The 24,393-nt window shown below is 60.5% G+C and carries 30 protein-coding genes; 19 read left to right on the forward strand and 11 right to left on the reverse strand.

Annotation, left to right across the window (positions count from 1 at the left end; genetic code table 11):
• Window positions 1–9: 9 nt before the first annotated feature.
• Both I6E52_RS00205 and I6E52_RS00210 read left to right on the forward strand, forming a co-directional pair.
• The gene (locus I6E52_RS00205; protein ID WP_197154111.1) at window positions 10–471 is read left to right on the forward strand and encodes a hypothetical protein; all 462 of its coding nucleotides are present in this window, start codon (window positions 10–12) and stop codon (window positions 469–471) included.
• A 36-nt stretch (window positions 472–507) separates the two neighbouring features.
• Window positions 508–1,023, forward strand: a complete 516-nt coding sequence (locus tag I6E52_RS00210; RefSeq protein ID WP_197154112.1) for a hypothetical protein — start codon at window positions 508–510, stop codon at window positions 1,021–1,023.
• A 3-nt stretch (window positions 1,024–1,026) separates the two neighbouring features.
• Here the strand turns inward: I6E52_RS00210 and I6E52_RS00215 are convergent, their stop codons facing one another.
• Window positions 1,027–1,425, reverse strand: a complete 399-nt coding sequence (locus I6E52_RS00215; RefSeq protein ID WP_197154113.1) for a type II toxin-antitoxin system VapC family toxin — start codon at window positions 1,423–1,425, stop codon at window positions 1,027–1,029.
• A gap of 103 nt (window positions 1,426–1,528) precedes the next feature.
• On the opposite strand from I6E52_RS00215, the gene I6E52_RS00220 reads away from it, so the two are divergent.
• From I6E52_RS00220 to I6E52_RS00235, 4 genes are all read left to right on the forward strand, one after another.
• Window positions 1,529–2,095 (forward strand): metalloregulator ArsR/SmtB family transcription factor, encoded by a 567-nt coding sequence (locus I6E52_RS00220; protein WP_197154114.1) that lies wholly within the window; start codon window positions 1,529–1,531, stop codon window positions 2,093–2,095.
• 10 nt (window positions 2,096–2,105) lie between these two features.
• A complete protein-coding gene (locus tag I6E52_RS00225; protein WP_197154115.1) occupies window positions 2,106–3,443 on the forward strand; it encodes an MFS transporter in 1,338 nt (445 codons plus the stop codon).
• A 126-nt stretch (window positions 3,444–3,569) separates the two neighbouring features.
• Entirely contained in the window at window positions 3,570–3,833 is a 264-nt protein-coding gene (locus I6E52_RS00230) for a hypothetical protein (RefSeq protein ID WP_197154116.1), read from the forward strand.
• A 2-nt stretch (window positions 3,834–3,835) separates the two neighbouring features.
• Window positions 3,836–4,828 carry an FHA domain-containing protein gene (locus I6E52_RS00235; protein WP_231601709.1) on the forward strand — a complete coding sequence of 331 codons (993 nt, stop codon included), beginning with the start codon at window positions 3,836–3,838 and terminating at the stop codon, window positions 4,826–4,828.
• Between the two features lie 27 nt (window positions 4,829–4,855).
• Here the strand turns inward: I6E52_RS00235 and I6E52_RS00240 are convergent, their stop codons facing one another.
• Window positions 4,856–5,581: a tyrosine-protein phosphatase gene (locus I6E52_RS00240; RefSeq protein ID WP_197154117.1), complete on the reverse strand. Its 726-nt coding sequence runs from the start codon at window positions 5,579–5,581 to the stop codon at window positions 4,856–4,858.
• A 164-nt stretch (window positions 5,582–5,745) separates the two neighbouring features.
• Here I6E52_RS00240 and I6E52_RS00245 point away from each other — a divergent pair, with 164 nt between their 5' ends.
• From I6E52_RS00245 to I6E52_RS00255, 3 genes are all read left to right on the forward strand, one after another.
• Window positions 5,746–6,372: a carbonic anhydrase gene (locus I6E52_RS00245; protein WP_307842292.1), complete on the forward strand. Its 627-nt coding sequence runs from the start codon at window positions 5,746–5,748 to the stop codon at window positions 6,370–6,372.
• A 55-nt stretch (window positions 6,373–6,427) separates the two neighbouring features.
• Window positions 6,428–7,129: a spermidine synthase gene (locus I6E52_RS00250; RefSeq protein ID WP_197154119.1), complete on the forward strand. Its 702-nt coding sequence runs from the start codon at window positions 6,428–6,430 to the stop codon at window positions 7,127–7,129.
• A gap of 163 nt (window positions 7,130–7,292) precedes the next feature.
• Entirely contained in the window at window positions 7,293–8,093 is an 801-nt protein-coding gene (locus tag I6E52_RS00255) for an SDR family oxidoreductase (RefSeq protein ID WP_197154121.1), read from the forward strand.
• A gap of 118 nt (window positions 8,094–8,211) precedes the next feature.
• Here the strand turns inward: I6E52_RS00255 and I6E52_RS00260 are convergent, their stop codons facing one another.
• Both I6E52_RS00260 and I6E52_RS00265 read right to left on the reverse strand, forming a co-directional pair.
• Window positions 8,212–8,373, reverse strand: a complete 162-nt coding sequence (locus tag I6E52_RS00260; RefSeq protein ID WP_197125027.1) for a hypothetical protein — start codon at window positions 8,371–8,373, stop codon at window positions 8,212–8,214.
• A gap of 72 nt (window positions 8,374–8,445) precedes the next feature.
• Window positions 8,446–8,619 carry a CsbD family protein gene (locus tag I6E52_RS00265; protein ID WP_197135381.1) on the reverse strand — a complete coding sequence of 58 codons (174 nt, stop codon included), beginning with the start codon at window positions 8,617–8,619 and terminating at the stop codon, window positions 8,446–8,448.
• A 171-nt stretch (window positions 8,620–8,790) separates the two neighbouring features.
• On the opposite strand from I6E52_RS00265, the gene I6E52_RS00270 reads away from it, so the two are divergent.
• Both I6E52_RS00270 and I6E52_RS00275 read left to right on the forward strand, forming a co-directional pair.
• The gene (locus tag I6E52_RS00270; RefSeq protein ID WP_197154123.1) at window positions 8,791–9,471 is read left to right on the forward strand and encodes a response regulator transcription factor; all 681 of its coding nucleotides are present in this window, start codon (window positions 8,791–8,793) and stop codon (window positions 9,469–9,471) included.
• A complete protein-coding gene (locus I6E52_RS00275; protein WP_231601710.1) occupies window positions 9,468–10,616 on the forward strand; it encodes an aromatic acid exporter family protein in 1,149 nt (382 codons plus the stop codon). The genes I6E52_RS00270 and I6E52_RS00275 overlap by 4 nt, the downstream gene beginning before the upstream one ends.
• Before the next feature lie 29 nt (window positions 10,617–10,645).
• On the opposite strand, the gene I6E52_RS00280 is transcribed toward I6E52_RS00275, so the two are convergent.
• Complete coding sequence (locus I6E52_RS00280) at window positions 10,646–11,455, reverse strand: DUF1206 domain-containing protein (RefSeq protein ID WP_197154125.1); 810 nt, start codon at window positions 11,453–11,455, stop codon at window positions 10,646–10,648.
• 79 nt (window positions 11,456–11,534) lie between these two features.
• Between I6E52_RS00280 and I6E52_RS00285 the strand changes: the two genes are divergently transcribed.
• On the forward strand, window positions 11,535–12,059 hold the full coding sequence (locus I6E52_RS00285) for a DUF427 domain-containing protein (protein ID WP_197154127.1): 525 nt from the start codon (window positions 11,535–11,537) through the stop codon (window positions 12,057–12,059).
• Between the two features lie 35 nt (window positions 12,060–12,094).
• Here I6E52_RS00285 and I6E52_RS00290 read toward each other — a convergent pair whose 3' ends face one another.
• Window positions 12,095–12,736 carry a TetR/AcrR family transcriptional regulator gene (locus I6E52_RS00290; RefSeq protein ID WP_197154130.1) on the reverse strand — a complete coding sequence of 214 codons (642 nt, stop codon included), beginning with the start codon at window positions 12,734–12,736 and terminating at the stop codon, window positions 12,095–12,097.
• Between the two features lie 106 nt (window positions 12,737–12,842).
• Here I6E52_RS00290 and I6E52_RS00295 point away from each other — a divergent pair, with 106 nt between their 5' ends.
• Complete coding sequence (locus I6E52_RS00295; RefSeq protein WP_197154132.1) at window positions 12,843–13,628, forward strand: SDR family NAD(P)-dependent oxidoreductase; 786 nt, start codon at window positions 12,843–12,845, stop codon at window positions 13,626–13,628.
• A 136-nt stretch (window positions 13,629–13,764) separates the two neighbouring features.
• Here I6E52_RS00295 and I6E52_RS00300 read toward each other — a convergent pair whose 3' ends face one another.
• Together I6E52_RS00300 and I6E52_RS00305 are read right to left on the reverse strand one after the other, a co-directional pair.
• Window positions 13,765–14,898 carry a hypothetical protein gene (locus I6E52_RS00300; protein ID WP_197154134.1) on the reverse strand — a complete coding sequence of 378 codons (1,134 nt, stop codon included), beginning with the start codon at window positions 14,896–14,898 and terminating at the stop codon, window positions 13,765–13,767.
• 77 nt (window positions 14,899–14,975) lie between these two features.
• A complete protein-coding gene (locus I6E52_RS00305) occupies window positions 14,976–16,241 on the reverse strand; it encodes a cellulase family glycosylhydrolase (protein ID WP_197154136.1) in 1,266 nt (421 codons plus the stop codon).
• A 240-nt stretch (window positions 16,242–16,481) separates the two neighbouring features.
• On the opposite strand from I6E52_RS00305, the gene I6E52_RS00310 reads away from it, so the two are divergent.
• The 3 genes from I6E52_RS00310 to I6E52_RS00320 are packed head-to-tail and all read left to right on the forward strand — an operon-like array spanning window position 16,482 to window position 19,252.
• On the forward strand, window positions 16,482–17,693 hold the full coding sequence (locus I6E52_RS00310) for an SHOCT domain-containing protein (protein WP_197154139.1): 1,212 nt from the start codon (window positions 16,482–16,484) through the stop codon (window positions 17,691–17,693).
• A 6-nt stretch (window positions 17,694–17,699) separates the two neighbouring features.
• Complete coding sequence (locus I6E52_RS00315) at window positions 17,700–18,923, forward strand: TFIIB-type zinc ribbon-containing protein (RefSeq protein WP_231601712.1); 1,224 nt, start codon at window positions 17,700–17,702, stop codon at window positions 18,921–18,923.
• Window positions 18,923–19,252 carry a hypothetical protein gene (locus tag I6E52_RS00320; RefSeq protein ID WP_197154141.1) on the forward strand — a complete coding sequence of 110 codons (330 nt, stop codon included), beginning with the start codon at window positions 18,923–18,925 and terminating at the stop codon, window positions 19,250–19,252. Before I6E52_RS00315 ends, I6E52_RS00320 begins: the two co-directional genes overlap by 1 nt.
• A 41-nt stretch (window positions 19,253–19,293) precedes the next feature.
• Here I6E52_RS00320 and I6E52_RS00325 read toward each other — a convergent pair whose 3' ends face one another.
• Entirely contained in the window at window positions 19,294–19,776 is a 483-nt protein-coding gene (locus tag I6E52_RS00325) for a RimK/LysX family protein (protein ID WP_197154143.1), read from the reverse strand.
• Between the two features lie 24 nt (window positions 19,777–19,800).
• On the opposite strand from I6E52_RS00325, the gene rimK reads away from it, so the two are divergent.
• The 3 genes from rimK to I6E52_RS00340 are packed head-to-tail and all read left to right on the forward strand — an operon-like array spanning window position 19,801 to window position 22,321.
• A complete protein-coding gene (rimK, locus tag I6E52_RS00330; protein WP_197154145.1) occupies window positions 19,801–20,991 on the forward strand; it encodes a 30S ribosomal protein S6--L-glutamate ligase in 1,191 nt (396 codons plus the stop codon).
• A 2-nt stretch (window positions 20,992–20,993) separates the two neighbouring features.
• Window positions 20,994–21,473: an ASCH domain-containing protein gene (locus I6E52_RS00335; RefSeq protein ID WP_197154147.1), complete on the forward strand. Its 480-nt coding sequence runs from the start codon at window positions 20,994–20,996 to the stop codon at window positions 21,471–21,473.
• Complete coding sequence (locus I6E52_RS00340) at window positions 21,470–22,321, forward strand: M23 family metallopeptidase (protein ID WP_197154149.1); 852 nt, start codon at window positions 21,470–21,472, stop codon at window positions 22,319–22,321. Before I6E52_RS00335 ends, I6E52_RS00340 begins: the two co-directional genes overlap by 4 nt.
• Here the strand turns inward: I6E52_RS00340 and I6E52_RS00345 are convergent.
• On the reverse strand, window positions 22,318–23,424 hold the full coding sequence (locus I6E52_RS00345; RefSeq protein WP_197154151.1) for an ABC transporter permease: 1,107 nt from the start codon (window positions 23,422–23,424) through the stop codon (window positions 22,318–22,320). The genes I6E52_RS00340 and I6E52_RS00345 overlap by 4 nt on opposite strands.
• The gene (locus I6E52_RS00350; RefSeq protein ID WP_197154152.1) at window positions 23,424–24,305 is read right to left on the reverse strand and encodes an ABC transporter ATP-binding protein; all 882 of its coding nucleotides are present in this window, start codon (window positions 24,303–24,305) and stop codon (window positions 23,424–23,426) included. The genes I6E52_RS00345 and I6E52_RS00350 overlap by 1 nt, the downstream gene beginning before the upstream one ends.
• Window positions 24,306–24,393 lie beyond the last annotated feature (88 nt).

The following is a 24,393-nucleotide window of genomic DNA, read 5'->3' on the forward strand; positions in this document are numbered from 1 at the left end:
GTTGGATGCATGCAACGCACGAGCCTGACCCTCCGCCTAGTCATCCCCGCAATCTGGCTGGGGCTGATCACCGCCATCTCCTTCGTGGAGACGCCGCTGAAATTTCAGGCACCGGGAATCACGCTTGAGCTCGGCCTCGGCATCGGTCGCCTCGTCTTCTTCGCCATGAACACCACGGCGCTGGTGTTGGTCGCGATCCTGACGCTCGCGATGATTCGACCGCGCGCATCACGACTGCAGTGGGGGCTACTCGTTGGCCTGTGGGTAGTGCTGCTCACTCAGATCCTGATCATCCGTCCGCCGCTCAATGCGCGAACGGATGCCGTCATCGCTGGCGTAGACACCGGCGGCTCGCTCTGGCACTACTTCTACATCGCAGCCGACGGCACGATCTTCGTGCTCCTCATCGTCTTCGTGGTCGTGACGGCTCGAAAGCTGATTCCGGCGATCGCGTCCCAAAAAATCGGATAGCTAACTCGCCGAAAGTGAGCGATATACACTCAGCGCATGAAGCTTCGTTCGGGTGCTGTGTGTGTCCTCGTTTTCAGCACCGCAGTCGCAGTCGCTGGCTGCGCTGGACCGTCCGATGATGGCCCTCTGCGGTTTGGTGCTGATGAGGATCGCGTGTGTGCGCCGGTCGACCAGTACCCGCACATCGCGCTCGGGACACAATTCGACCTAGACGGTGACGATCCGATCACCATCACTTCGGTCGACGCCATTGACCCTCTCGCTGTAACGCTCGTCAGTGTGAGCGTCATGCCCGTGGATTCCCCGTCACTCCGCTTGCTGCTGGACCACTACCCGCCAGTTGAGCAATTTCCCGATAACTGGCCGGATGCGGTGCCCGCCATCGGCTATACCGTCACGCCAGGAGACATTGTTGATCTTGTTGCCGAAGTGAAATCGACAAACCAGTCGGCTGGTTCGCTCGAGGGGCTGATGTTTCATTACACCGTGCTGGGCCGAGAGTATATGGCCCGAACGCATCTCGGTCTCGATCTGACAGCGGGCTTGTGCTGACCTTTACGTGGCGATGTCTTCCCACGACGCGAGCGTGACGACGCCGTCGATGCGCTGACGGAAGTCGGCATCCACCGTGACAAAGGCATCAGCTTGAAGTTGCGCGACCGCGACGTACTCGGCATCGTTTGTGTCGGGCCAATCGAGACTCGCGGCAATCTTCCACGCCGTCGCGCGGGATACGCGGTCGCCGAGAAGACGGATGCGCATGGTGGTGATGCGATTCAGTATTTCTAGGGCATCATCCTGACTCAGTTCTCCCGCGCGCGTTTGGGAGTAGAGAATCGACAGCGCCTGCGATCGCAAGACATTCGGTGCGACGAGCTGATGCTCTGCGGAGACAATGATCTTCTCGCGCGCGAGCCGGATCGCGGTGGGAGCGTCGATTGCATAGCGGGTCATGTGAATATTGTGCTGTCGACCGCTAGCAAAGTACAGGGGCGAAGGCGTGAATCGTATCGTGGAGGTCTTGACAGAAGTGTAAAGATTCGTTGATACTAATAGCGTGACCAACACCGGAGCCGAAACGGATGACACCGACGCAATCATCGCTGCGGTGAATCCTGCCAAGCAGAATCCCGCTCAAGGGAATCGCGAAGGCACCGCCGACCTCCGAGCGCTCGCCAATCCGGTGCGTCTCACCATGCTCACGCTGCTGCGCGATCGTGAGTGGACAATGGCAGAACTCGCCACCGAGTTGGGCCTTCGCAAGGGAAGCATCAGCTACCACTTGCGTGTGCTGGAGCGCGCCGGAATCGTGCGCCAATCTGGTGAGCGAAACGTTCGCGGTGGGCACCAGCAACTCTGGGCGCTGAGCGCCGCATCAATGGCGGGCAGCCCAGAGTCAACAACTCCCCGCTCGCGGTCCGCAGTGCTTCGTGCGTTAGCGTCGCAGATGGAAGCAAGTGCATCCCAGCGATTGCTCGTGTGCCCGGCGCGACTGGATGCTGCAGGAAAAGAGAAAGCGATCGTTCTTTTGGAAGCTGCGCTGGCATCCATCCGCGAACTCGAGACCGAGGCGGGAGACGTCGTCACTCTTGGTGCCTTCACCTTCGGTTCAGCCGCCGAATGACAATCTGATCGTGGCCACCGAATCTCAGCTTGGGCGACCATTCTGGGTTTTCTGGAGTGCACTCACTGCGACGAACATTGGCGACGGTATCCGGCTCGTTGCCTTGCCGTTGTTGGCGACACAGCTCACTCAGAACCCCACGCTCATTGCGTTGGTGACTGTCTTCACCTATTTGCCGGCGTTGATGTTTGGGCAGATTGCCGGTGTTGTCGTTGACCGGGTGCGCAAGCGTCGGCTGATCGCCGGTTCGCAGATTGTTCGCGCGGCGGTGTTGACGTGGGTGGCGTTCGCAATTGCCCTCGGGAATCTCGACATCAGTATGTTGTGTGCGGCGGCGTTTCTTTATGGCGTGGCAGAGGCCGTCTCTGATCCCGCCGCCCACGCAATGCTTCCGGGACTCGTTCCTGCCGCAGGGCTGAGCCGCGCGAACTCTGACCTGCAGTCGGGGCAAATTATCGGTGAAATGTTCGTCGGGCGAGCGCTCGGCGGTATCCTCTTCGCGGTGGCGCAACCACTACCTGTCGTGGCTAACGTGCTGCTGCTCGCAGTCGCGGCAGTCGGGATGATGTCGCTCCGAGATCGAGAGAGCGAGACCCACAGCGATCAGGCGGCGCACGCAGGGGAGCACCCGTTGCATCGCGCAGCGGAGCGGACCGATTACCGCGGCGGCGACCGCGCGGCAGGCAGCATCCGTAAGTTCGTTCATGAACTAGCTGACGGCATCCGCGTCGTGACTCACTCCCGACTGCTTGGTGCCATGTCACTGCTGCTGGCGGTGTGGGCGGGCGTATCCGGCGCATTCTGGGGCGTCGCCGCCATTTACGCCCTTCGAGATCTCGATTCTGGCGAAGTCGGATTCGGGATCATGCTGGCATTGTCAGCGGTCGGATCTTTGGCGGGCGCTCGACTCGCGGTCCAGGTGATCCGAATACTGGGGGCACCGAGTGCGGCGCTCACCGCAGTGCTCGTGAGCAGTGCCTCGATCATCGCCCTCACCTGGACGCGCGAACTCTGGCTCGCCTCTGTGCTGCTCGCATTCAACGGTGCCGCCGTAACGCTCTGGAACGTAATGACCATCACCATAAGACAAGCCACCGTGGAGCCGCGCCTACTCGGTCGTGTCAGCAGTACCTACCTCGTACTTGCACGTCTCGCCTTGCCCATCGGTGCCGGACTCGCAGGACTCATTGCTGCTGCGGCCGGTGCGCCCGCAGTCTTCCTTGTCTTCGGCGGCTTTCTTTTAGCAGTCTCTGCCGTGCTCCTTCCGATGTTGTGGACGGTGTTTGGCCAGGTGTGGCCGCGTGGCCAAGCGTCTGCGATGCACTCGGTACGCTGGCCTTCCCAGTGAGAATGCCGTGACCTGGGCCGCAGCTCTTCCGCCGTCTGAGGCACGCGATTATCGTGGCATTACAGTGGGCGGCTACCGAACACGATGGTTGCCCGATTCCTCAACGCGAGCGAAAAGGACGAAACCATGTCTGATCTCAACAGCCCAGCAGCCGCCGAAAACGGTTCAGGCCCCGACGCCCACAACATCCAAGACTGGACAGATCTTGGCAAAGAAATGTGGTCGTATCTCACCGGTCGCAGTGCTGTCATTGACTACAACTTCATCGACATGACGGTCGAAGTTCCCCGCGATGTTGGTCAGGATGCGCCGCGCGCCACCTGGAAACTCAACGGCACCTTGCGAGTGACCACCAGCGAGGGATCCGGCTCCGAACCGACCACCCCGTAACGATGAGTACCTCAACGACGAGTACGCCAACGAGGCTCGACATCGATCTAGCGTTCTCCCTCATCGAACCGATACTTGACGATGCGGATGACGCGTCATTAGGCAGCGGTGAGTCTGGAGCCACGCCGCTCGAGACCGAGAAGATGACGGGCACTATCAGTGCCAGCGGCATGGACATCGAAGTATTTTCGAGCAAGCCAGAGCTGTTCCTTCAGGCGCGAACGGTGAAGCTCAAAGACGTGCGTAGCGTGGCCAAAGTCTTGGCGGACCGCGGGCTAACCGTCGCGCTCTCAGGGCCGCTCGGTCTCATCGCTCGTGTCGGGGCGATCAAGCCTTCCGTCGCGCAACGAGTGCTCACTGGCTCTCCGCACATTTCGCTGGGGAGTCGCGCTGCGATTGCTCCGCTGCTGCGGCGCCGTGATGCGGGCGCGGCGACGGCATCCGAAATGCAGTTTCCGCCAAGCACGCTGCTGCCGCTGGTGCCGACGTTCGATCGGTTTGTTCGCAAACAGATCACCACAACGCACTACACGGCGGGTGCGGGGCGACCTCGACTGTTCTTCGTTGTGGGCTCCGAAAACTGGAACGGCCAGATGCCGCGAGAGTTCGAGCTGCGATCAGAAGTCACCACTATTGGATCGTCTTCTGCCGCGGACCTGCAGCTTCCCGGCCTCGAGCCAATCCACGCCGAAATCCGCCACGATGATGACGATGAGTACGTGCTCCACGCCATCGGTGCCGTCGGTGGCGGTTCGCGCCCGCTCACAGGGCAGGATCCCGGCGCACGCACGCTCAGAACGGGCGCGCGAATGGAAATGGGCGAGTGGCGCCTCGGGTTCTTCCGCGAAGAATACGCCGACCACGGTCGGCCGTTTGGCGGCCGCATCGGAGGCGAAATGGGGCACCAGAAACCGCAACCCGGTCGGCATCGAAATGCGCCGGCATCCGCACCGGCCACACAGCCCGAGGGGCCGGAAGTTCCGGAGACGCCCTAAAGGCCGACAGTTCGCTTCTTGCGTGGGCTACTGCTCGATGAGCAGTCTGCGTAGGGTTGAGCGCGTCGCAATTGAGACGTCGAGGAGGTCGAAGACCTCATGAGCACGCGTGGCGGTGTCATGCACGAGTGGCAGTTTGTCGAACATCCATTCGTCGACTTCTTCGGGCGTCTGCACGACTTGGGGATCTTCGTCGGGAGTCACCTGCGCAACGACAGCCATCGCGTGTACGGAGGCGGCGTAATCGGCGACGACCGCGTCGGGTTCAACCCCAGCGTTGCCGAGGAGTAGAGCGCTGATCATGCCGGTGCGATCGCGACCGGCGCTGCAATGCACGAGCGTTCCGGGGGTGGCAGCGGCGATTGCCTCGAGCGCGCCCCGCACTAGTTGGGGTTGCAACCGCCAGTTGTGCTGCCAGTATTCGGGGGAGTCAAGAATGGCGGCGCAGGTCTCCCAGAACTCGGGATCATCTTGATCCTCGGTCGGGGCGTTGACGATGGAGATGCCAGTGAGCACGTCATCCGCAATGTCGTGATCGCCCTGGCCTGCACCTACTTCATGCTCGCAGCGGAGATCGACGACGGATGCCAAACCCCACAAGCGAGCATCGTTCCACCCGGCCGCGGTTAGACGTTCCCGGCGCGGCCCTCGCGCGATTCGGCCTGAAATAGTCGCCCCGGTGCTCGACAGCGCTGTCGGAAACCCTCCCAAGTCTCGGGCATTGATATAGCCATCCCATTCAAGTGTTGTCATTTCCTCAGCATAGGGATGAGCCGCAGCGCAGGCCAGAGTGGCGCCACGGATCACGGCGAATTCAGATGTTCGCGCGCCTCCGCAGAGAGCTGGCAGTGAGGCGTGGCTCTGCCGTTCAGCGAAACAATCGGCCGTTACCCGGGATCGGTGATTATGCTCGCGACGTGTCAACGACATCCGTCACACGCCCCGAACCCACGAAGGAGCGCACCATGTCAGTGCTCGACGAAGTCCTCTCCGCCAACGCTACCTATGCCGAAAACTTTGGCGACAAATCCGAACTCGCTTTGCCGCCGGCTCGTGGCTTCGCGATCCTTACCTGCATGGATGCGCGCCTCGACCCCGCACAATACGCCGGCTTGAGTGAGGGCGACGCGCACGTCATCCGCAATGCGGGAGGACGCGCATCCGACGACGCCATCCGGTCGCTCGTGATTTCGTACAAACTCCTTGGCACGAAAGAGTGGTTTGTGATTCACCACACCAACTGTGGGATGCAGTTCTTTACCGATGACGTCATGCGGGGGCTCCTAGCCAACAGCCTTGAGACCGCTGCTCTGGGCGATGCCGGATTTGAAGACGTGGGCACCGGTCCAGGCTCGGCTGAAGCCAAATATATTGACTGGCTCACCATCGCTGACCAGGCCGAGAGCGTGCTCGAAGACGTCACTCGAATCAAGGCTCACCCGCTGGTTCCGAGCCGCATTCCCGTCTACGGCTACATCTACGATGTCGCTACCGGGCAGCTCATCGAAGTGCCAGAGGCAACCGCGGCAGGTGCTGCAGCCTAGAGCTACCCGCACCCGCGCGGTGTCAGCGACGGTTGTCGACACGTAGGCTCAACCCATGGCTATCTCCCGCTTCGAAGAGCTCGACTTTCAAGAGACCCCGATGGGGGAGCTCAACCTGCGACGCCGACGCGAGCCAACGCTCGATGTTGACGTATACGAGGTAAAGCTGGGCGATGAGTACCTCATGTCAAGCCTCTTCACTGTTGCCGAAATCGCGCTTTCCGATCTCGGGCTTGCGGCGGCTAGCGGGAATGCACTGCGCGTCGTCAACGGCGGGCTCGGCCTTGGCTACACGGCCGTTGCCGCTCTCGCCGACCCGCGCGTGGCTTCGCTCGAAGTGATCGATGCTCTGCCCGCCGTGATTGATTGGCACAATCGTGGCTTGCTGCCGGTATCTGCCGAACTCACGGGTGATAGCCGCACCACTCTCACCCACGCCGACTTCTTCGCCGTCATGCGCGCCGAGCCGACGGTGCCCTACGACGTGATTCTTCTGGATGTCGACCACTCACCCCGGCACCAGCTCGACCCCAGCCACGCCGACCTCTACACCGTCGAAGGTCTTCGTCGTGTGCGAGCCCATCTCACCGTCGGTGGCGTCTTCGCATTGTGGTCGGATGACCCTTCCGATGCCGAATTCATGGAGCGCCTCGGTCTGGTCTTCGAGAGCCCGATCGCGCACGCGGTCGACTTCGATAATGCGCTCACCGGTGGGGTGTCATCCAACACGGTGTATGTCGCGATTCGTGGCGAGTAGAGCCCTCCCCACACATCGCGCAACTGCGCTTTGCTGTGTGAAACCTCGATATAGAACCGTTCGGTAGCAAAGCGCAGTTTGCCGTGCTAGCGTCCCGTACAGAACGAGAGATTGTTCCCGGGGCTCTACTGGGCTCCGTCCCCAGAACAGGAAGGATCCCCACATGGACCTCACGAACCGCCACGGAATCATCACCGGAGCAGGCCAAGGAATCGGGCAAGCCCTCGCCCTCGATTTCGCCGCTAAGGGCGCACACCTGCTGCTCGTCGGCCGCACAGAAGAGACGCTGCAGAAGACCGCAGAACTTGTCAAAGAAGTCGGCGGAACATCCGAAATCCTCGTCCAAGATCTGGGCCAAGCGGATGCCGCAGCCAACGTAGCCGAGGCCGTGAAGTCGTGGGACACCCTCGACCTTCTCGTCAACAACGCCGGTAACGTGCGCGCTGGGCGACTCGAGGATGCCACCGCAGCCGAGGCCACCGCGATGATCGACCTCAACCTGACCGCACCAGTGCTACTCACGCAAGCACTCTTGCCGCGCCTGCGCACCAGCGGCGCCGCACGCGGAAGCCTCATCGTCAACATCTCCAGCGAGATCGCTCTTGTTGCGATGCCGTTCTACGCCGTCTACGCCGCAACCAAGTCGGGCCTCGCAGCATTCGGAGAAGCGATGCGCCGCGAGCTTCACGGTACGGGAGTGCACGTCTCGACCGTCTACCCGGGCGCCACAGACACCGAAATGATGAGCAGCCAGAACGCTGACTGGAAGCGCGGACCCGTCTCTGGTGTTGTCGATCGCGTGATCTCGGGTCTCAGCAATAACGAGTACGAAATCAACGCAACGCACGAGCGTGCTCGCAGCATGCAGGAACTCAACCACTCCGATCCGCTCGCTGTCGATGCCGCTATGGCCGATGGCCTCGCGGACATGGAAGCGGCCGTCAAAGACCACAACAGCATCTAGCGGATCGCGCCTCGGTAGCGCCCTGAACGCAGGCGCGCCAGACGTCGCCTAGACAACACGAAAGCCCACGACTGCATCCTTGGAGTCGTGGGCTTTCGCGTGCGGAACGCGAGGCTGTTTAGGCCTTGCGTCCAGAAATGGTGCGGAACAGGAACGCGATCACTGCAAGCACAGCCAGAACGACTCCCACCCAGAGGAGGAAGTTGAGCGACTGCACGAGGCCACCCGTGAGCAGCAGGGCGATGGCGATAACGGCGACGATGATGAGGAGAGTGTTCATAAGGGGATACCTTTCGAAAGGAGTTGAGGGGGAGTAAGCGAGTTGCAGCGGGTAAGCGAGTAGCGGCGAGTGTTACTCGGAGACAGCATCCTTCACGTTCTCGCCAGCCTTCTTGAGGCTGGCCTTCGCCTGATCGGCGTTGCCCTCAGCTTCGAGTTTTTCATTGTTGGTTGCCTTGCCCGCAGCTTCTTTAGCCTTGCCGGTGAGGTCTTCTGCAGCGTTTTCGATCTTGTCTGAAGCGCTCATTGTGGAGCTCCTATTTTCTCGGGGGAGTGGGTTGGCGTGGGGTGCCTGTCTGCACTGGCGGAGGGCGACGGGCACCCCACAAGCTGACAATAATCTGGGCACTCGGTGTGAGGCTTCACCCCTAGGGGTGAACTTTCCCCATTTGTTTTCGCGACAACCTATCGTTGAGCCATGAACGCCGTACGAATTGCTTTAGTCAACGATTATGAGGTCGTCGCGCGAGGCGTCGTCGGGATGCTGCGCTCCTACCAGAATCGAATTCAGGTGGTCGAGCTTGACCTCAACAAACAAGTCGACGAATCGGTTGACATCGCGCTGTACGACACGTTCGCTGGAACACAAGGAGATCGTGTAGCCGTGAAGGCTCTCGCGGCCAACCCTGCCGTCAGCGCCGTCGTGGTGTATTCGTGGAACCTTGATCCGACCCACATCGCAGCGGTGCTCACCAACGGGGCCGCTGGCTACATCTCCAAAGGCTTGCCGGCATCCATGTTCGTCGCTGCTCTTGAGGCGATTAATCGGGGCGGCGACCGGATTCATATCGGGGGTAAGAGCACTCCAACCGTGATGGCAGGTGACTGGCCCGGGCGCGAAGAAGGGCTCACCGAGCGTGAAGCCGAGGTCTTGGCGCTCATCACCCAAGGGCTGAGTAACGCCGAAATCGCTGAACGAACGCATCTTTCGATCAACTCCATCAAGACCTACATTCGCAGTTGCTACCGAAGCATCGGCGCCACAAGCCGCACCAACGCGGTGCTGTGGGGAATCGAACACGGGTTTCGCCCCGATCGAGTTCGAGTCGACCATCCGGAACCTGCCCCTGGTGGCAGCGAACTCGCGCCGCAAGCATGAAACGACCCGTCGTACCCGCGCCCTCGCTAGAGCCCGTCAAGAAAACTGCTGGCCGGATGCGGTCAGATCTCACCCGGTCGCGCATGCTGCAGGCCGCAAAAACTGCGGTCGCGGTCGCCATCGCCTGGAAACTTGCGCCCTATCTTCCGGGCGTCGCCGATAACTATCCGTATTACGCTCCCCTCGGCGCTATCGTCGCGATGTATCCCACGCTCATGGGCTCGATGAAGAATGCGGCGCAAACGATCGGCAGTCTTGCGGTGGCCATCGTGCTGGCGGGCGCCGTGATTATCTTCAGCTCACCGAGCGTCATCACGACGTCTCTTGCTGTCGGCGTCGGTGCTCTCATCGCGGCGACAGGCTGGTTTGGCGCCAACCGGGAGTACATCCCCGTGACAGTGCTTTTCGTGCTCATTATTGGCGGGCCGGATGCCGATTCCTACTCAATTGGCTACCTCGAGCAAGCCACCCTCGGAATCGTCGTCGGGCTCCTGGTCAACCTGCTGATCTTTCCGGCACTCACCCACAACGCCGTCGATCAACAGCTGGCAAACTTTCGCGCAGTGCTTTCTAGCCACCTCGCAGAGATCGCAGAAGCTCTCGCTGAAAGCTGGCCGCCCGAAAAAGACGGCTGGGCTTCGGGCAAAGACTCGCTTATGGCCGTATCTGGCCAGGTGCGTGAGGCGGTGCTGCTCGCCGACGAAAGCCGGAAAGCCAACCCACGAGCACGTCGCTATCGTCGCGACCTGAAAGCAGATTACGACGATCTTGCGGCTCTCGAAAATGTGACTTTTCATGTGCGGGACATCACGGATGTGCTCACCGGGGCCGTGTGGGGTATCCCCATCAAGGTGCAGTTGAGGCCCGAGTTACGGCCTGCCCTCAGCGCTGCACTCGCTGCTGTCGCCACCGCCCTCAGCAGTTGGGACTCCGTGGAGGAACGTCACGAGGCGCACGACCGCGCTACGGAGGCTCTTGCAGCGCTAACCGCGGAACTGGACGCTAATAAAGACACCGCAAATGCGACGACAATGGGTGCATCAGCCGCGATCTCCATGGATATCGCGCGCATCCTCGCGGCTCTGAATACCCGTCTGGAGCAGGCTGAACAGCTGGATGAGGCAGCGTCGAACGAAGCGAGCTAGCGCCGCCAGCTTTCAGCCTCAGCCTCGCGCTACAACCGGGCGAAGCGAGCCCGGATGAAGCAATACGCGCCATAGGCAATGAGCCCGATGGCGATCACGATCAGCACCACCACTCCGAAAGGCAGCTCGGTGAGGCTCGTGAGCGCAGCATCCAATCCTGACGACTTTTCGGGGTCGTGAGTGAACGCAGCAGCGATGACAAGGATGCCCACAACCCCAATCGCAATACCCTTAGCGATATAGCCAGCAAAGCCGAGTCCGAGAACTGCGGTGCGCAGAGTGCCTCCGGGCACAGAGATGTCCTCCGTAAACTTTTGGGTCGCGCCCTTGTAGATGAAGAAGCCGCCAACGCCCATGACCGCGAGGCCCGCAACGACGAGTACCGCGATGCCGATGGGGTTCCCCATGAGCTCGCCCGTCAGACTGCTCGTGCTGCTCGATGAGTCTGATGAGCCCCCGAGGGCGAACGTCAAAGCCGTAGAGCCCAGCGCAAAGTATGTGATGCCCTTGGCTGCTTCCGCGCCGCGACGAGCCCATTTGCGTTTCGAATCCTGAGGCTGCATGAGGAATGCCGAGATCAGCAACCACAGACCGAGGGCGAACATACCGATGACGACGGCCCAGAGCAGAAATACACCGCCCGGAGTCGAGGCCAACTGCCGGAATGCTCCGGACTGGTCAGCATCGGTTTGGCCGCCACCCGTCGCGATGCCGATCGCGAGTGCTCCAATGAGGAGGTGCACGAGTCCGTTAACGGCAAAACCAAGGCGGGCGAGAACTTGCAGTGCGGTGCTGTTTTTCGCGCTGCGCGCGGCATCTGAAGCTGAGGCATCATTCATGACGGCCAGTGTAAATGAAAGACGTGACGAGTTTTGAACCTCGCAGCCTCATCCCAGCAGGCGAATGCAGGATAGGTTCATGACCCCCGTACCTGCACCTCGCCGCCTTTCGCGCCCGACTCCCATCACGCCGAAAGCGGGCCAAGAGTCAGTGTGGGATTACCCGCGACCTCCGCGAGTGGAGCACATGCCTCAGCGCGTTGTCGTGCGGCTCGACGGGCACGTGATTGTGGACACGACGGATGCCGTACGAGTACTGGAGACGAGTCATCCGCCCGTCTACTACGTACCGATCGCGGCCTTTCCGGAAGGTGTGCTTGTGCCCGTTCGTGGCACTAGCTTCTGCGAGTTCAAGGGCGAAGCGCACTACTTTGACGTGGTTGCCGGGGGAGTTGTGGCCGAACGTGCGGGGTGGGTTTACCCAGAGCCCACGCACGGGTTCGAGCAGCTTGCTACGCGTGTCGCGCTCTACCCTGGCCAGATGGACTCGTGCGAGATCGACGGCGAGCTAGTGACCTCTCAGGAGGGAGATTTCTACGGCGGCTGGATCACCAAGAACCTCGTTGGGCCGTTCAAAGGCGCGCCGGGCACGATGGGCTGGTAGCTGCAGAATCTGTTGCTGGGGCGAGAGCGGCGTGGCTAACTAGCTCTCGGGGCCGGTGCGAGATCTAGCCCGCTGGTCAGTTGCCTGAACGCGTCCAACGCGTGCGAAGCGAGCACGCTGGGATCCTTCAGGGTGCGATCGGTTTCAGCGCTGGCTTCGAGCGCTATGCGCAGAGCGCTCGTGGCCGCTGCGGCGAGCAAGCGCAGAGTCAACGGGGTTGTCTCCGTCGGCATTGCGGGGGCAAGGACCGACCGGAGTTGCACCTCTGAATCGGAGTTCACGCGGTGCCACACGTGTTGCAAAGCGGCGTCGCTGGTGGCGGCGTGAAGCAGACCAAGTGTCCAGCGAAGCCCCTCGATTTCCTCGGCATTGCGAGGGGTGAGTACGGCGGAGATCGTGTGTTCGAGGGCGGCGAGCACATTTTCGTCAGGGGCGGCTGCGGCGACGAGCGCGTGCCATTGGTCCGCGCCGATCGTCAGAAGAGGAGCTACGGCATCTTCCTTGCTGCTGAAATACCGGTAAAAAGTGCGAACGGCAACACCGGATTGCTGGGCGATTTCTTCGGCGGTCACTGCGGCCGCGCCGCGGTCGGAGAAGAGTCGCGCGGCTGTGCGAGCTATCTCAAGCTGAGTGTCGCGCTTGCGACGCTCCGTAAGGCTGAGAGGTTCTGCATTCATATAGAGGAGCGTACGCGCTGAATGGTGAACTGCATCAACTGTCACTATGGCACATTGTGCCACTTTGCCGTACCGTGGGGCCAACACCCACCTAGAAAGGCACCCAATGAACAGGTTCTCCGGACGTCGCGCCATTGTCACCGGCGCAGGCTCAGGCATCGGCCAAGCCACCGTGCTTCGACTCCTCGCCGAGGGCGGCGACGTCGTTGCCGCCGACGTGAGCGAAGCAGGATTGGCAGACACGGTCAGCAAAGCGGGCGAAGCTGGAGCGCGCCTTTCCACGGTCGTGGTCAACATCGCCGACGAGGACTCCGTGAAATCCGCTGTCGCAACTGCTCTAGGCACGCTGGGCGGACTTGATGTTCTCGTCAACGCTGCTGGCATCCTGCGCTCGTCGCACACCCACTCGACGTCCCTTGAACTCTTTCAGCAGGTACTCAACGTCAACTTGGTCGGTACGTTCCTCATGATTCGCGAGGCCATTCCCGCGCTGCTCGAGGGCAACGGATCCGCGGTCGTAAACTTCAGCTCGACCTCGGCAGCTTTTGGGCACCCCTACATGTCCGCGTACGCCGCGAGCAAGGGCGGAGTTCAGTCGATGACGCACGCGCTTGCCGCTGAGTACGCGAAGCAGGGAATCCGGTTCACTGCCGTTCAGCCCGGCTCGATCTCATCAGGAATGACCGAAGGTGTCGGCGAGAGCAAGCAGAGCATGGGGCCTGGTATTCCTGAAGACGCCGACTACTCGCTGTTCATGAAGATGAGCCCAGCGATCAAGGAAGGGTACGCGGGGCCCGAAGCAGTTGCGGGAGTCGTCGCCATGCTCGCTAGTGAAGATGGCGCATTTGTGACCGGCACCGAGATTCGTATCGACGGCGGCGCCCACCAGTAACTATCGAAGGGGCGTGCACCGGCGCATCCGCTGGGATGGACTGGTGAGCCTAACGCGCTCACTGCGCGCCACACACGCCAAAGGGCGCTGCAGCCGAGGGTAAACCTCCGCTGCAGCGCCCTTCAACTTTCGAGACTTAGAGCGGCCCGCGGAATGTTGCGGCGACGGGCGAGTCGTCGGGGAGGTCATCGCTTCGAACTGCTTTGACCGTGCCACCTGTACGCAAGACGCGCGCGGCGATTTCGTCAACGAGGCCGTACGTGCTCGGGCCAGGCTCGCTGGCGAATACAATTTGGCCGTATTCGTCGATGCTGCCCTCGTCGGTCGAAGCCAAATCGAACAAAAGCGTGTCGACGAGTCCTGCGGCGGCGGCGTGAGAAACATCGCTCAATTGCGAACTAGCGAGTCCATTGCTCTGTTTGTTGCCGAACGTCGTACACCACGACGCGAGCTCGTCGGTGTGTCTTTCGGCCAGAAGTGCACGACCGCGATCCTCGAGATCGTCGATCGACAGCGAACTGGGATTCGCATCGATGGCGGATGAGAGAAGTCCGCGATAGGTGGAAATTTCACGATACGCGGGCTGTAAGTCTGATGATGCGGCGAGTACCAAAGGCAACCCCGAGTTGCCAATGACGGAGAGCACCGCCTCCTGAATCAGCGAGCAGTAGCGACGAAGTTCTACCTTCGACCCCAAGGCGCCATCCGCTCGAGGAGTGTCTGCCTTGCCGTGATTGTCGGCGGTTTCCAACGTTCTACCGAGGTCTTCAGGGAGGTCAGGCAACGCGATTTCGTCGCTCGAATCATCGGCGTTGAGGGAAAGAAGCCTCACACTGCCCAGCGTTACGGCCAGCACATAGCCAGAGTGACCGAACGTGGTGGCGCGCAGCAGCGGGCCAAGATCGAATCGATCACCAACGGCAACGAGCGTGGGCAGTTCATTGCGCAGGCGGAACGACTGAGTGATCTCTGGCGAGACAAAAACTGCGACTGAACGCGCAGAAGACGCCCAAAATTCGGTGTCGTGATCCAGCGCTCCCAGCGACTGGCCGATCGCGTCCAACTCAGCTTTCTCTACGCCAAGCACGCCGAGCTCTGCCAGCGCTTCTGTGGCTGCCGAGCGGAGAGCGAGTCGCGCCGCCTCCGTGTCGCGGCCGATAGGTGGCCCGCCATCGGTCGATCCTGGCGAGACATACAGCGAAACGCTGGCGATGTTTCGCTGCTGCGAAAGTGCTACTAGGTCTTCATGAGAGGGGATGTCGATGCTCATGAGGTCACGATACTCAGAACGACTGGGAGCGCAATCAGGTCAGTGCGGTTAACTAACAGAGAGCGTGCGCGAAACGGTTACTCTTCACCCGGAATCAGCGCGGCATGATCAGTGGCAACCGAGCATGCATCACTCGGACAGTAGACAGTGAAGCCGTCGAAGTCCGGGTACGGGGTCCCGTCTTCTTGATCGGATGCCAGCATCCAAAACAGTGCCCCGTCGACGCCCGTATCGCGTACGGTCGCCAACCACGATGCGTAGGTGTCGGCGCGCGATGACTCGTCCATCACGCCGAACTCGCCAAGAAACACCGGCTTGCCGATGTCTGCGGCCGCTTCTGCGTGTTTCTCGATCCACCCGGTGCCCCACGCCGTCGAGGTCTGCCAATGGTCGGGGTAGAGGTGCATTGACATGATGTCAATACTGCGCAGCGACGCCAGCGCCACAGTGTCGACGCCGTTGGAGCAGTTCTCGCCGAAGCCCGCCCCATATCCGGAAGCGCCGAACTCTTGCGTGAGCGTCCAGGTGTCTTCATCTCCACAGAAAAAGCCTTCATCACCGACGCCGAGCAGATGAATGCGGTCGATTGATTTCACGTGACGGCTCATCTCATCCACCCACTCGGTGATGGTCGTGGTGTCACACTCACCATCGGCAAAAGTGCCCGAGCCGGTGCAGCTGGGCTCGTTCGCAAGCTCCCAAGCGAGGATCGTGGGGTCGTCTTTGTACTGGATGCCCGTAATCGTGTTCGTGCGGTTCAAGAGCGTTGATACCCAATCCTTGTACCAGTCGCGAATGCGCTCGTCCGTATAGAAATCAGCGTGCTCGTCGAGGCCAGCCCACTGAACGTACTGATCCATGCCGCCGTAGGCATTCCAGTTGTTCGTGAACGGAATCACGAGTTTGATGTCGCGCGCGGCTGCTTCGGCGACTACAAAATCGAGTTTCTCCAGACCAGTCGCGCCGGTGTTCACGACGGGGGCGCCGGTCGCGTCATCCCACACTTGGTACCAGACGCCTTCAAAGTCGTCCGGTGCGACTCCCGAGCCGTTGGTGTCTCCGTAGTCTTGAAAACCCCACGTGCGGATGACGGTGAGACCGGCTTCCTCGGCATCGTCAAGCAACGCGACCACGGTGCTCTCTGACTTGTGCCCGAGATAGTAATTGTTGGCACCGGCGAACTCGAACGGTTCGCCTTGGAGCACCAGCTCAGTGCCGTTTGCACGCACAAAGGTGGCTGCGAACGCGGAGTACTGAACCGCGGCAATGATGCCGAAGACGGCCGCGATCACTAGCGCGGCCGCGAGCACTGCGGCGATCACTCGCGTGCGGAGTCGAATCACCGGCACGCGACCGCGACCGTGTGCGCTAAAACAGAAGCGAAAGAGAGCATGGGGAGATGGTAGTCGCCATTGACGGTGGCAGAACCAATTGCGAGAACACAAGACAGCGGATGCCCACACCCGCTACCATGCTGAGAGATTGTCGCTCGCCGATGTTTTTCGTCCTCGCGCAACACACTGCTCCGACGAACAGTTCGCAATCGGCGGTCGATCCGCACTACGAGTCGACGGGATACACGGATGGGTTTCATAAAAGCTTTCGCAGGGGCTATCGGCGGAACATTCGCTGACCAGTGGAAAGATTTCCTCACTCCGCCTGCTCACTTGGCTCCGACCGCAGCAATCTTTCCCGCGGTGGCACAGGGCACGAATGCTGGTCGTGGTTCGAACACCAAGGGCTCCGAGCACATCATCACGAATGGCAGCCGAATAGTCGTGCCTGAGGGCTATGGACTGGTTACCTTCCAAGACGGACAACTCACCGGCTTCGTGGGTGAGCCTGGCGGATTCATTTTCACGTCAGAGGATCAGAACGCTGAGTCGTTCTTTGCCGGCGACGGCATCATCAGCTCCACTGTCAAGACCTCCTGGGAGCGCTTTAAATTCGGCGGTCAGCCGGGGTCGCAGCAGCTTGCCTTCTATGTCAACCTCAAGGAGATCCCGAACAATAAGTTCGGCACGCAGTCGGAGATCTATTGGGATGACGCCTATCTCAATGCCCAGGTTGGCGCGATCACCCGCGGCAGTTACACCATCAAGATCGTCGATCCCATTCTTCTGGTGAAAAACTTTGTTCCGCTCACCTACCTTGGTCAGTCGCCGAAGGTATTCGACTTCTCGGACCTCGACAATGATGCTGCCAGCCAACTCTTTAACGAAGTTGTGGGATCGCTCGCTGCAGCTTTCTCGTATTACACGAACGATCCCAGCAAGGGAAACCGCATGGCGCGCATTCAGGGCGACGCGATCGGATTCGCGCAGTCGTTAAGCGCAGCCGTCGACGACGCTTACCAGTGGACGAGCGATCGCGGCCTCACCATTGAGAAGGTCGCGCTCCAATCGATCGAATACGACGAAGACACCCGCGCTCTGCTTAGTGACGTCAAGAAGGCGGATGCTCTCAGCGGCGCCCGCGGAAACTCGTTCATGCAACAGGCAGCAGCCCGAGGCTTCGAAGCGGCAGGGTCGAACGAGGGAAGTGGTGGGGGAGGCGCAGGGATGGCCTTCCTCGGTATGGGGATGAACGCAACCGGCGGCGCTGCCGCTGGCTTCCAGCAACCCAACGCCGCTCCACCTCAGCAAGCAGCTCCCGCAGCCGCGCCGGCAGCTCCGGCAGCTCCGGCAGCGGAGGATCCCATGGCCAAGCTTCAGCAGTTCAAGACCATGCTCGACCAGGGACTCATTACTGAAGCCGATTACGAAGCCGCTAAAGCTAAAGTTCTCGGGCTGTAGTCCGCCATGCCGATGGATGCTGTCGAACCCGATACTCCGCCGCCGGCCGCCACCGACGACGCACCTCGCGTCATCAACACCGACGATGGTGCAAAGGATGGACTCGCAAAGTGTGCTCGGTGTGGTGCCACCGAGATCTCGCTCAACGTAGCCACGGGCAACTTGCGGTGTGGATTTTGCCGTTTCGAATGGTCTACTGACAATGCCATCGAGGCATTCAACCTCAACGGTGACATCTCCGCGCTAGCCGGACTCCTCGTCGGTTCGGGTTCGAGTGACATTGTGCCCTCCACCGAAGAGATTCTGACCTTCAAGTGCAGCGCGTGCGGTGCAGAAGTGGTGATCGATACCAACACGAGCACGCAAGCTCGCTGCCACTGGTGCCGCAACACTCTCTCCATGAACCAACAGGTGCCCAACGGCGCCGTTCCGGACATGATTCTGCCCTTCAAGGTCGAGAAGTCGACGGCTGTAGAGAAGATCGCCCACTTCGTAGGTAAGCGGAAGTTCTTCGCGCATCCGACCTTTAGAGCGGAGTTCAACGCCGAGAACGTGATGGGCGTCTATTTGCCGTACATGGTCGTGGATATCAATGCTCACGCCAAGTTGAGCGGGCAAGGCGAACATCAAACACGTTCGTACACCGTCAAGGTGGGAGATTCAACGCAGCAACGCTATGACGCAGATCTCTACAATGTGGCGCGTGAATTCGACATTCACGTAAACGATTTGACCGTGGAGTCTTCCAGCGATCGTCTCGACCAAAACACGGCCGTGAACTCAAACAACATCATCAATACGATTATGCCGTTCGATGTCGAGAACTCTGTTCGGTACGACTCCAACTATCTTGCTGGATTCACCTCAGAACGTCGCGACAGCAATCTCGATCAGCTCGCGCCCCTCGCGCACACGCAGGCGGAGGACATCACTCGGCATCGGGTCAACGACACGTTGAAGTTTTACGACCGGGGCGTTCGCTGGGCTGCTGAGGAAGTGGATGTGCGTGGCCAGCGCTGGGTTTCGGCCTACTTGCCCGTATGGCTTTATAGCTATCAGCAGCGCAAGTCGAACGGTAAGACATTTCTGCACTACGTCGCGGTGAACGCACGCACGGGAGAGACCATGGGAAGCATTCCGTTGCACCAGAGTAAGTTGTTGCTTGTCTCGGGCATCGTGCAACTCGTCGGTACCGTAATTGGCCTCGTACTTGTGGCGGTGGGAATCTGATGCTGAACCTCACACTGTTGGCTGTTGAAAGCGGTCAGATACTCGCTGCAGGATCCTCGGATGATGACTCAGGAGGGCTTGGTCTTGTTTTCTTGCTCTCGGGGTTCGTCTTCTACTCCGCAATCTATTTTCGCTACCGCAACACAGATAAGCGACACGGCCACGAGTCTGAGACGGAGGCGACGATGGTAAATATGCAGGAACATGACGAGTTCGTGAAAGCTCGAAAGGGCCTGAGCAACCGTCGGATGTCCGGTGCAAATAACACGGCCGTGCGTGGCGCGAGCAACAAATTCTCTGCCGGGATTATGAGCAAGTTCAAGCTGTAACGCTCGTGCCAGGGCTGAGGAGCCAGCGGGCAGTGGAGCTTTTAGCCCTGCCCCTGGTTGCGACGCCGAGTGACCCGGGGCGGGCGACCGCCGAGAAATGACTTACCCGAGTCAACGAGAAACTCTTGGCTGAGTGCTTCGCGGCCCACGAGCATCCGGAAGCCCATTTCGTCACGATTGGTGAGCGTTGTTTCGGCGGTGACGGTGTGCCCGCACAGCACGACGTCGATCAACACGACAATGCGATCCTCGCGGTGGCCCGATGAACTGCGCACGGTGCGGCGGTCATGAATGGCGCATTCGACAACAGCATCATCTTTATTGGACCGCTGCCAGGGGCGCACCCGAAAGCGCACCCACTCGCTGCCATCGGGGCGCACGAATTCTTCGATATCGTCGGCATGAAGCGCAGAACTCTGCGCGCCAGTATCGAGTTTGGCTTTTATCCACGGCACGCCGAGATCGGGCAAGGAAACCCACTCACGCCAGCCTGCGATCGTGTTTGAATGGGTGGGCTCTATCACCCCCTTATCTTGACAGGTCGTCCGATGAAACTCGCCATCCTCTCCCGTGCGCCGCAGGCTTATTCCACAGTGCGACTTCGTGCGGCCGCTGAGCAACGTGGCCACACGGTGAAGGTTCTCAACACTTTGCGCTTCGCGATCGACCTCACGGGTAACGAACCTGACCTGCAATACCGCGGCAAGTTGCTGTCGGACTACGACGCCATCCTGCCTCGCATCGGCAACTCCATCACCTACTTCGGCACCGCTGTGGTTCGCCAGTTCGAGCAGATGGATGTCTACACGCCGAACACCTCGAGCGGCATCACGAACTCGCGCGACAAGCTGCGTGCTACCCAGATTCTTTCTCGCCACGACATCGCAATGCCGGCTACCACCTTTGTGCACAACCGGGCGGATGTAGAGATGGCCATCGAGCGGGTCGGCGGTGCGCCCGTCGTCATCAAGCTGCTCGAAGGCACGCAGGGTATTGGCGTGATCCTGGCTCCGGACACTCAGGTTGCCAAGGCGATCATCGAGACCCTGCACTCGACGAAGCAGAACGTGCTGATTCAGAGCTTCATCTCTGAAAGTAAGGGCCGCGACATCCGCGCTCTCGTTGTCGGTGATCGCGTTGTTGCCGCTATGCGCCGGGTGGCGGTGGGCGATGAGTTCCGGTCGAACGTGCACCGCGGCGGCAACGTCGAAGCTGTTGAGCTCACTCCCGAGTACCACCGGGCCGCCGTCAAAGCCGCGCAAATCATGGGCTTGCGGGTTGCCGGCGTCGACATGCTCGAGGGCAAAGATGGCCCGCTCGTGATGGAGGTCAATTCGTCGCCCGGGCTCGAAGGCATTGAACGCGCAACTGGGTTGGATGTCGCGGGCGCGATCATTGACTACATCGCCAACCAGGTGGCATTCCCCGAGATCGATGTTCGCCAGCGTCTCAGCGTGTCAACCGGGTATGGCGTCGCTGAAATCGTTGTGGGCAGCGACGCGGATTTTGTGGGCAAGCAGCTCGGCGAATCGGGTCTCGGTGAGAAAGACATCACCGTGCTCACCCTGCACCGTGGTTCTAACGTGGTGCCGAACCCCCGCCGCAGCACTGTGCTTGAGGCGAATGATCGCCTGCTCTGCTTTGGCAAGCTCGAAGAGATGCGCGCGATGATCCCGGCACGTCGCCGCCGTCGCGCGAAGGTGCGCAAGCTTCCGCCGCAGCCTGTCACCGAAGACTAGACGTGGGCGAGATCGACAACCTGCCCGTTTCTGAGTTCGGCTTTCCCGGCCCGCTGCGCGATACCTTGGTTGCCGCCATCCTTGCGGGTAAGAAAACCTCGACGTCATCGACTCTTGTGGAGTACGGCATTGAGGGCGATCCTCTGCCGGTGGCTGGTGAGCGCTACGTGGTCGTCGACTCTCGGGACGCTCCGGTTGCCATTGTCAAAATTGTTACCGTCGAACAGTCTCGGCTCGTTGACGTGAGTTGGGAGCACGCTCGCAACGAGGGCGAAGGCTATTCGTCGCTTGCGGAGTGGCGTGCTGGCCACGAACGTTACTGGCACGGTGATGACATGCGCGCGTTCCTCGGCGATCCCGAGTTCAAGGTAAATGACGACACGATTGTGGTGCTCGAACGATTCGAAGTTATTCGACGTCTTGCCACCGAGGGTTCAGGCCTGTCCCCTCAAGCAACCGCCCCGATGAAAGCAGAGCTATGAAACGCGTGATCAGCGCTCTTTACCGTGCGCGGGGAGTGCTGCTTTTTGTGTCAGTTATTGCGATCTTTGCGGGCACAATTGGTGCCCAGGTGATCCCGTTTGTCCCGGTAAAAACGGTGCTTTCGGTGGTGCCGTTGGTGGGGATTCTAGGGATGTTGCTGGTTCTCGCCGTGGTCATTCCCGGGGTGAAGCTCTTGCCCACGTGGGAGCCACGGACAGTGACGTCACCGGTGACCGGCCGGTGGATGGCGTTGAACAGTCCCGCAACACGCGTGCCAAGTCATGGGGTTCGCGCGTACGGCCAGACGCACGCTGTCGATCTTGTCTTTGACCCCGCAGATCGAGTGAGGCCCGAGTTCGGCACCGGGATCGTCTTGCGGTATCCGACGGAATATCCCGCATTTGGCGAGCCGGTACGCGCCATGATCGACGGCGTCGTGGTGCGTGTTGCCGACTCGCAGCGAGACCACCGCGCTCGTGCATCTCTGCTCGGTTTCGGCTACATGATGGTTGAAGGCACCCTCAGGGAGCTGGGCGGCCCGCGTTTCATCGTGGGAAACACCATCATCATTCGTGGTGACGACGGGGTGTTCGCCCTTGTTGCCCACCTGAAGCAGCGATCAGCGATCGTGCGAGTTGGCGACAGAGTCACCGCGGGGCAGCCCATCGGCGCCTGCGGCAATTCAGGCAACTCCAGCGAGCCCCACGTGCATGCTCAGTTGATGGATCGCGCCTCTGTCTGGACCGGGCACGGAATGCCGATGGTTTTCGGTTCCGTAATCATCGGTGACGAAATCGAAGAACGCGACGCGATGCCGGCAGACAACGAGCACATCACCGTTCGTTAGCCCTTGATGGCCTGAGACCAGCTCACCCGGCTGCCCACCTTCAACAGTGAGTTGTTGTAGATGCGCGAGCCGAGAAGCACAGCAAGTGCCGCAGTGACGATGAGCAATGCGAGGGAAATGAGGGGCTCCCACCAGGCAGCGGTTCCGAGGAAGAGGCGCATCGGCATCCCGACCGGGGCAGAGAACGGCACGTACGACATGATCGTCAGGGCGACGGGGTTGTCGTGCAGGAAGATGATTGCGAAGTAGGGCAGCATGATCAGCATCGTTACGGGGGTCATCGTTGTTCCCAAGTCTTCTTGACGAGACACCATCGCTCCGACGGCGGCGAAGAGGGCTGCAAGCAGGATGAAACCGATGATGAAGAACCCGACAAACCAGAGCAGCGGAGCGCTGAGGACAGTCAAGAGTTCAGCTTGGCCGGTGACCGAAAGGCCCACTACGGCCAACACCGCGATCGCGACGATTTGAGCGAAGGCCAGCAGCGAGTTGCCGATCACTTTGCCCGCCATGAGCGCCGAAACGGGCACCGCTGACATCAGAATCTCCACGATGCGTGTTTGCTTTTCTTCCACGACGCTCTGCGCGATCATCGGGCCGAACGTCATGCCCGAGGCGAAGAATACGATTCCGAAAGCAAAAGCAGCGAGATAGCTCAGAAGATAGCTGGTATCGCTGGGGTCGAGCAAAATCAGCTCGGGGCTCAGGCTGAGTCCCTGCATCAACGACGAGGGTGCTTCGCTCTCGGCGATGACGGTGACGGGAACGGCGGCGCCCTCTTCTGACGGCACCACCGCGGCATCTACTGTTCCGTCGGTGACGAGGGCTTCAGCATCTGCACGGGTGTCGACGACCGTCAGTTCGAGCCCGGGCACATTCGAGAGTTCTGACGACACCGAGCTAACGACCGCCACTGGTGTAGTGGAAACATTTTTTGACATGATGCCGCCGGCGATGACCCCGCCCAGCACGAGCAACAAAAGGATGCCGGTGGTGATGAGAAAGCTCTTAGAGCGCAGCCGTGTAGTAATTTCTCGTTCAGCGACGAGCACGACTGACTGGGTGAAGCTGGGGGCGCGGCGAGCAGCGGTAGTGGTGTTCATTAGATGACCTCTCGAAAAATTTGGGCGAGGGAGGCGCGCTGGGGCGAAAACGACGTGACATCACCGTCAGCCATCGCTCGTCGCAGCACTCGCTGCGCTGCGGCGGGCTCAGCGGCATCGAAAGTAGCGTGGCCACCGCCAAACTCGACCACGGTGATGTCGGGTTCGCCGCGGAGCCAGCCGAGGTCGCTGCTACACACGATGGAGTAGCGCGGTGCCGAGTGTTGGGTGCGCAGTTCTTCGCGCTCACCGGAGGCACGAATGCGGCCATCCGCAATGATGACGAGGTCATCGCACAGCCGTTCAACAATTTCGAGCTGGTGAGAGGAGAACAACACCGATGCTCCGGATGCGGCCCGCTGCTTGAGCGCCTCGACCACGGTATCGACGGCGAGGGGATCCAACCCCGAGAACGGTTCGTCGAGAACGAGCACTTCGGGATCATGCACGAGAGACGCGGCGATCTGAGCGCGTTGCTGATTGCCGAGCGAGAGGCTCTCCAACGTGGAATCGCGACGCTCACCCAAACCGAGTTCCTCGAGCAGGCTGTCAGCGTTGCGGCCAGCCGCGGCCTGCGTGAAGCCATGGAGCCGAGCGAAGTAGACGAGTTGCTCGCGCACTTTCATTTTTGGGTAGAGCCCACGTTCCTCGGGCATGTAGCCGAAACGACGCCGTTGTTCGGCGTCGAGAGGGGCGCCGTCGAGTTGAATTTCGCCGGCATCCGAACTGAGAACGCCCAAAAGAATGCGCATCGTTGTTGTCTTTCCGGCACCATTGCCGCCGACGAAACCGGTCATGCGGCTGTCACGCACCGAAAAGGTCACCCCGTCAAGCGCTGTGCGCGCCCCAAAGCTTTTGGTGATGTTGTCGAGTTGGAGCACGAATACCGCCTTTATCCACAGAAAAACTATCTACCGACAACGCTAGCCACTCGCAGGGCTGAGAGGCGCTCCCTCGCGGCGCTTTATC

Origin of the sequence: Salinibacterium sp. NG253 (assembly GCF_015864945.1) — a bacterium.
Classification (GTDB): domain Bacteria; phylum Actinomycetota; class Actinomycetes; order Actinomycetales; family Microbacteriaceae; genus Rhodoglobus.

What these genes read in the sequence shown, in the direction of transcription:
- I6E52_RS00320 (WP_197154141.1), top strand. Translation starts at nt 18,923, where the DNA reads ATGCTGAACCTCACACTGTTGGCTGTTGAAAGCGGTCAGATACTCGCT.
- I6E52_RS00275 (WP_231601710.1), top strand. Translation starts at nt 9,468, where the DNA reads ATGAAACGACCCGTCGTACCCGCGCCCTCGCTAGAGCCCGTCAAGAAA.
- I6E52_RS00300 (WP_197154134.1), bottom strand. Translation starts at nt 14,898, where the DNA reads ATGAGCATCGACATCCCCTCTCATGAAGACCTAGTAGCACTTTCGCAG.
- I6E52_RS00340 (WP_197154149.1), top strand. Translation starts at nt 21,470, where the DNA reads ATGAAACGCGTGATCAGCGCTCTTTACCGTGCGCGGGGAGTGCTGCTT.
- I6E52_RS00280 (WP_197154125.1), bottom strand. Translation starts at nt 11,455, where the DNA reads ATGAATGATGCCTCAGCTTCAGATGCCGCGCGCAGCGCGAAAAACAGC.
- I6E52_RS00205 (WP_197154111.1), top strand. Translation starts at nt 10, where the DNA reads ATGCAACGCACGAGCCTGACCCTCCGCCTAGTCATCCCCGCAATCTGG.
- I6E52_RS00265 (WP_197135381.1), bottom strand. Translation starts at nt 8,619, where the DNA reads ATGAGCGCTTCAGACAAGATCGAAAACGCTGCAGAAGACCTCACCGGC.
- I6E52_RS00315 (WP_231601712.1), top strand. Translation starts at nt 17,700, where the DNA reads ATGCCGATGGATGCTGTCGAACCCGATACTCCGCCGCCGGCCGCCACC.
- I6E52_RS00240 (WP_197154117.1), bottom strand. Translation starts at nt 5,581, where the DNA reads ATGACAACACTTGAATGGGATGGCTATATCAATGCCCGAGACTTGGGA.
- I6E52_RS00210 (WP_197154112.1), top strand. Translation starts at nt 508, where the DNA reads ATGAAGCTTCGTTCGGGTGCTGTGTGTGTCCTCGTTTTCAGCACCGCA.
- I6E52_RS00285 (WP_197154127.1), top strand. Translation starts at nt 11,535, where the DNA reads ATGACCCCCGTACCTGCACCTCGCCGCCTTTCGCGCCCGACTCCCATC.
- I6E52_RS00260 (WP_197125027.1), bottom strand. Translation starts at nt 8,373, where the DNA reads ATGAACACTCTCCTCATCATCGTCGCCGTTATCGCCATCGCCCTGCTG.
- I6E52_RS00215 (WP_197154113.1), bottom strand. Translation starts at nt 1,425, where the DNA reads ATGACCCGCTATGCAATCGACGCTCCCACCGCGATCCGGCTCGCGCGC.
- I6E52_RS00290 (WP_197154130.1), bottom strand. Translation starts at nt 12,736, where the DNA reads ATGAATGCAGAACCTCTCAGCCTTACGGAGCGTCGCAAGCGCGACACT.
- I6E52_RS00255 (WP_197154121.1), top strand. Translation starts at nt 7,293, where the DNA reads ATGGACCTCACGAACCGCCACGGAATCATCACCGGAGCAGGCCAAGGA.
- I6E52_RS00270 (WP_197154123.1), top strand. Translation starts at nt 8,791, where the DNA reads ATGAACGCCGTACGAATTGCTTTAGTCAACGATTATGAGGTCGTCGCG.
- I6E52_RS00295 (WP_197154132.1), top strand. Translation starts at nt 12,843, where the DNA reads ATGAACAGGTTCTCCGGACGTCGCGCCATTGTCACCGGCGCAGGCTCA.
- rimK (WP_197154145.1), top strand. Translation starts at nt 19,801, where the DNA reads ATGAAACTCGCCATCCTCTCCCGTGCGCCGCAGGCTTATTCCACAGTG.
- I6E52_RS00250 (WP_197154119.1), top strand. Translation starts at nt 6,428, where the DNA reads ATGGCTATCTCCCGCTTCGAAGAGCTCGACTTTCAAGAGACCCCGATG.
- I6E52_RS00230 (WP_197154116.1), top strand. Translation starts at nt 3,570, where the DNA reads ATGTCTGATCTCAACAGCCCAGCAGCCGCCGAAAACGGTTCAGGCCCC.
- I6E52_RS00310 (WP_197154139.1), top strand. Translation starts at nt 16,482, where the DNA reads ATGGGTTTCATAAAAGCTTTCGCAGGGGCTATCGGCGGAACATTCGCT.
- I6E52_RS00235 (WP_231601709.1), top strand. Translation starts at nt 3,836, where the DNA reads ATGAGTACCTCAACGACGAGTACGCCAACGAGGCTCGACATCGATCTA.
- I6E52_RS00345 (WP_197154151.1), bottom strand. Translation starts at nt 23,424, where the DNA reads ATGAACACCACTACCGCTGCTCGCCGCGCCCCCAGCTTCACCCAGTCA.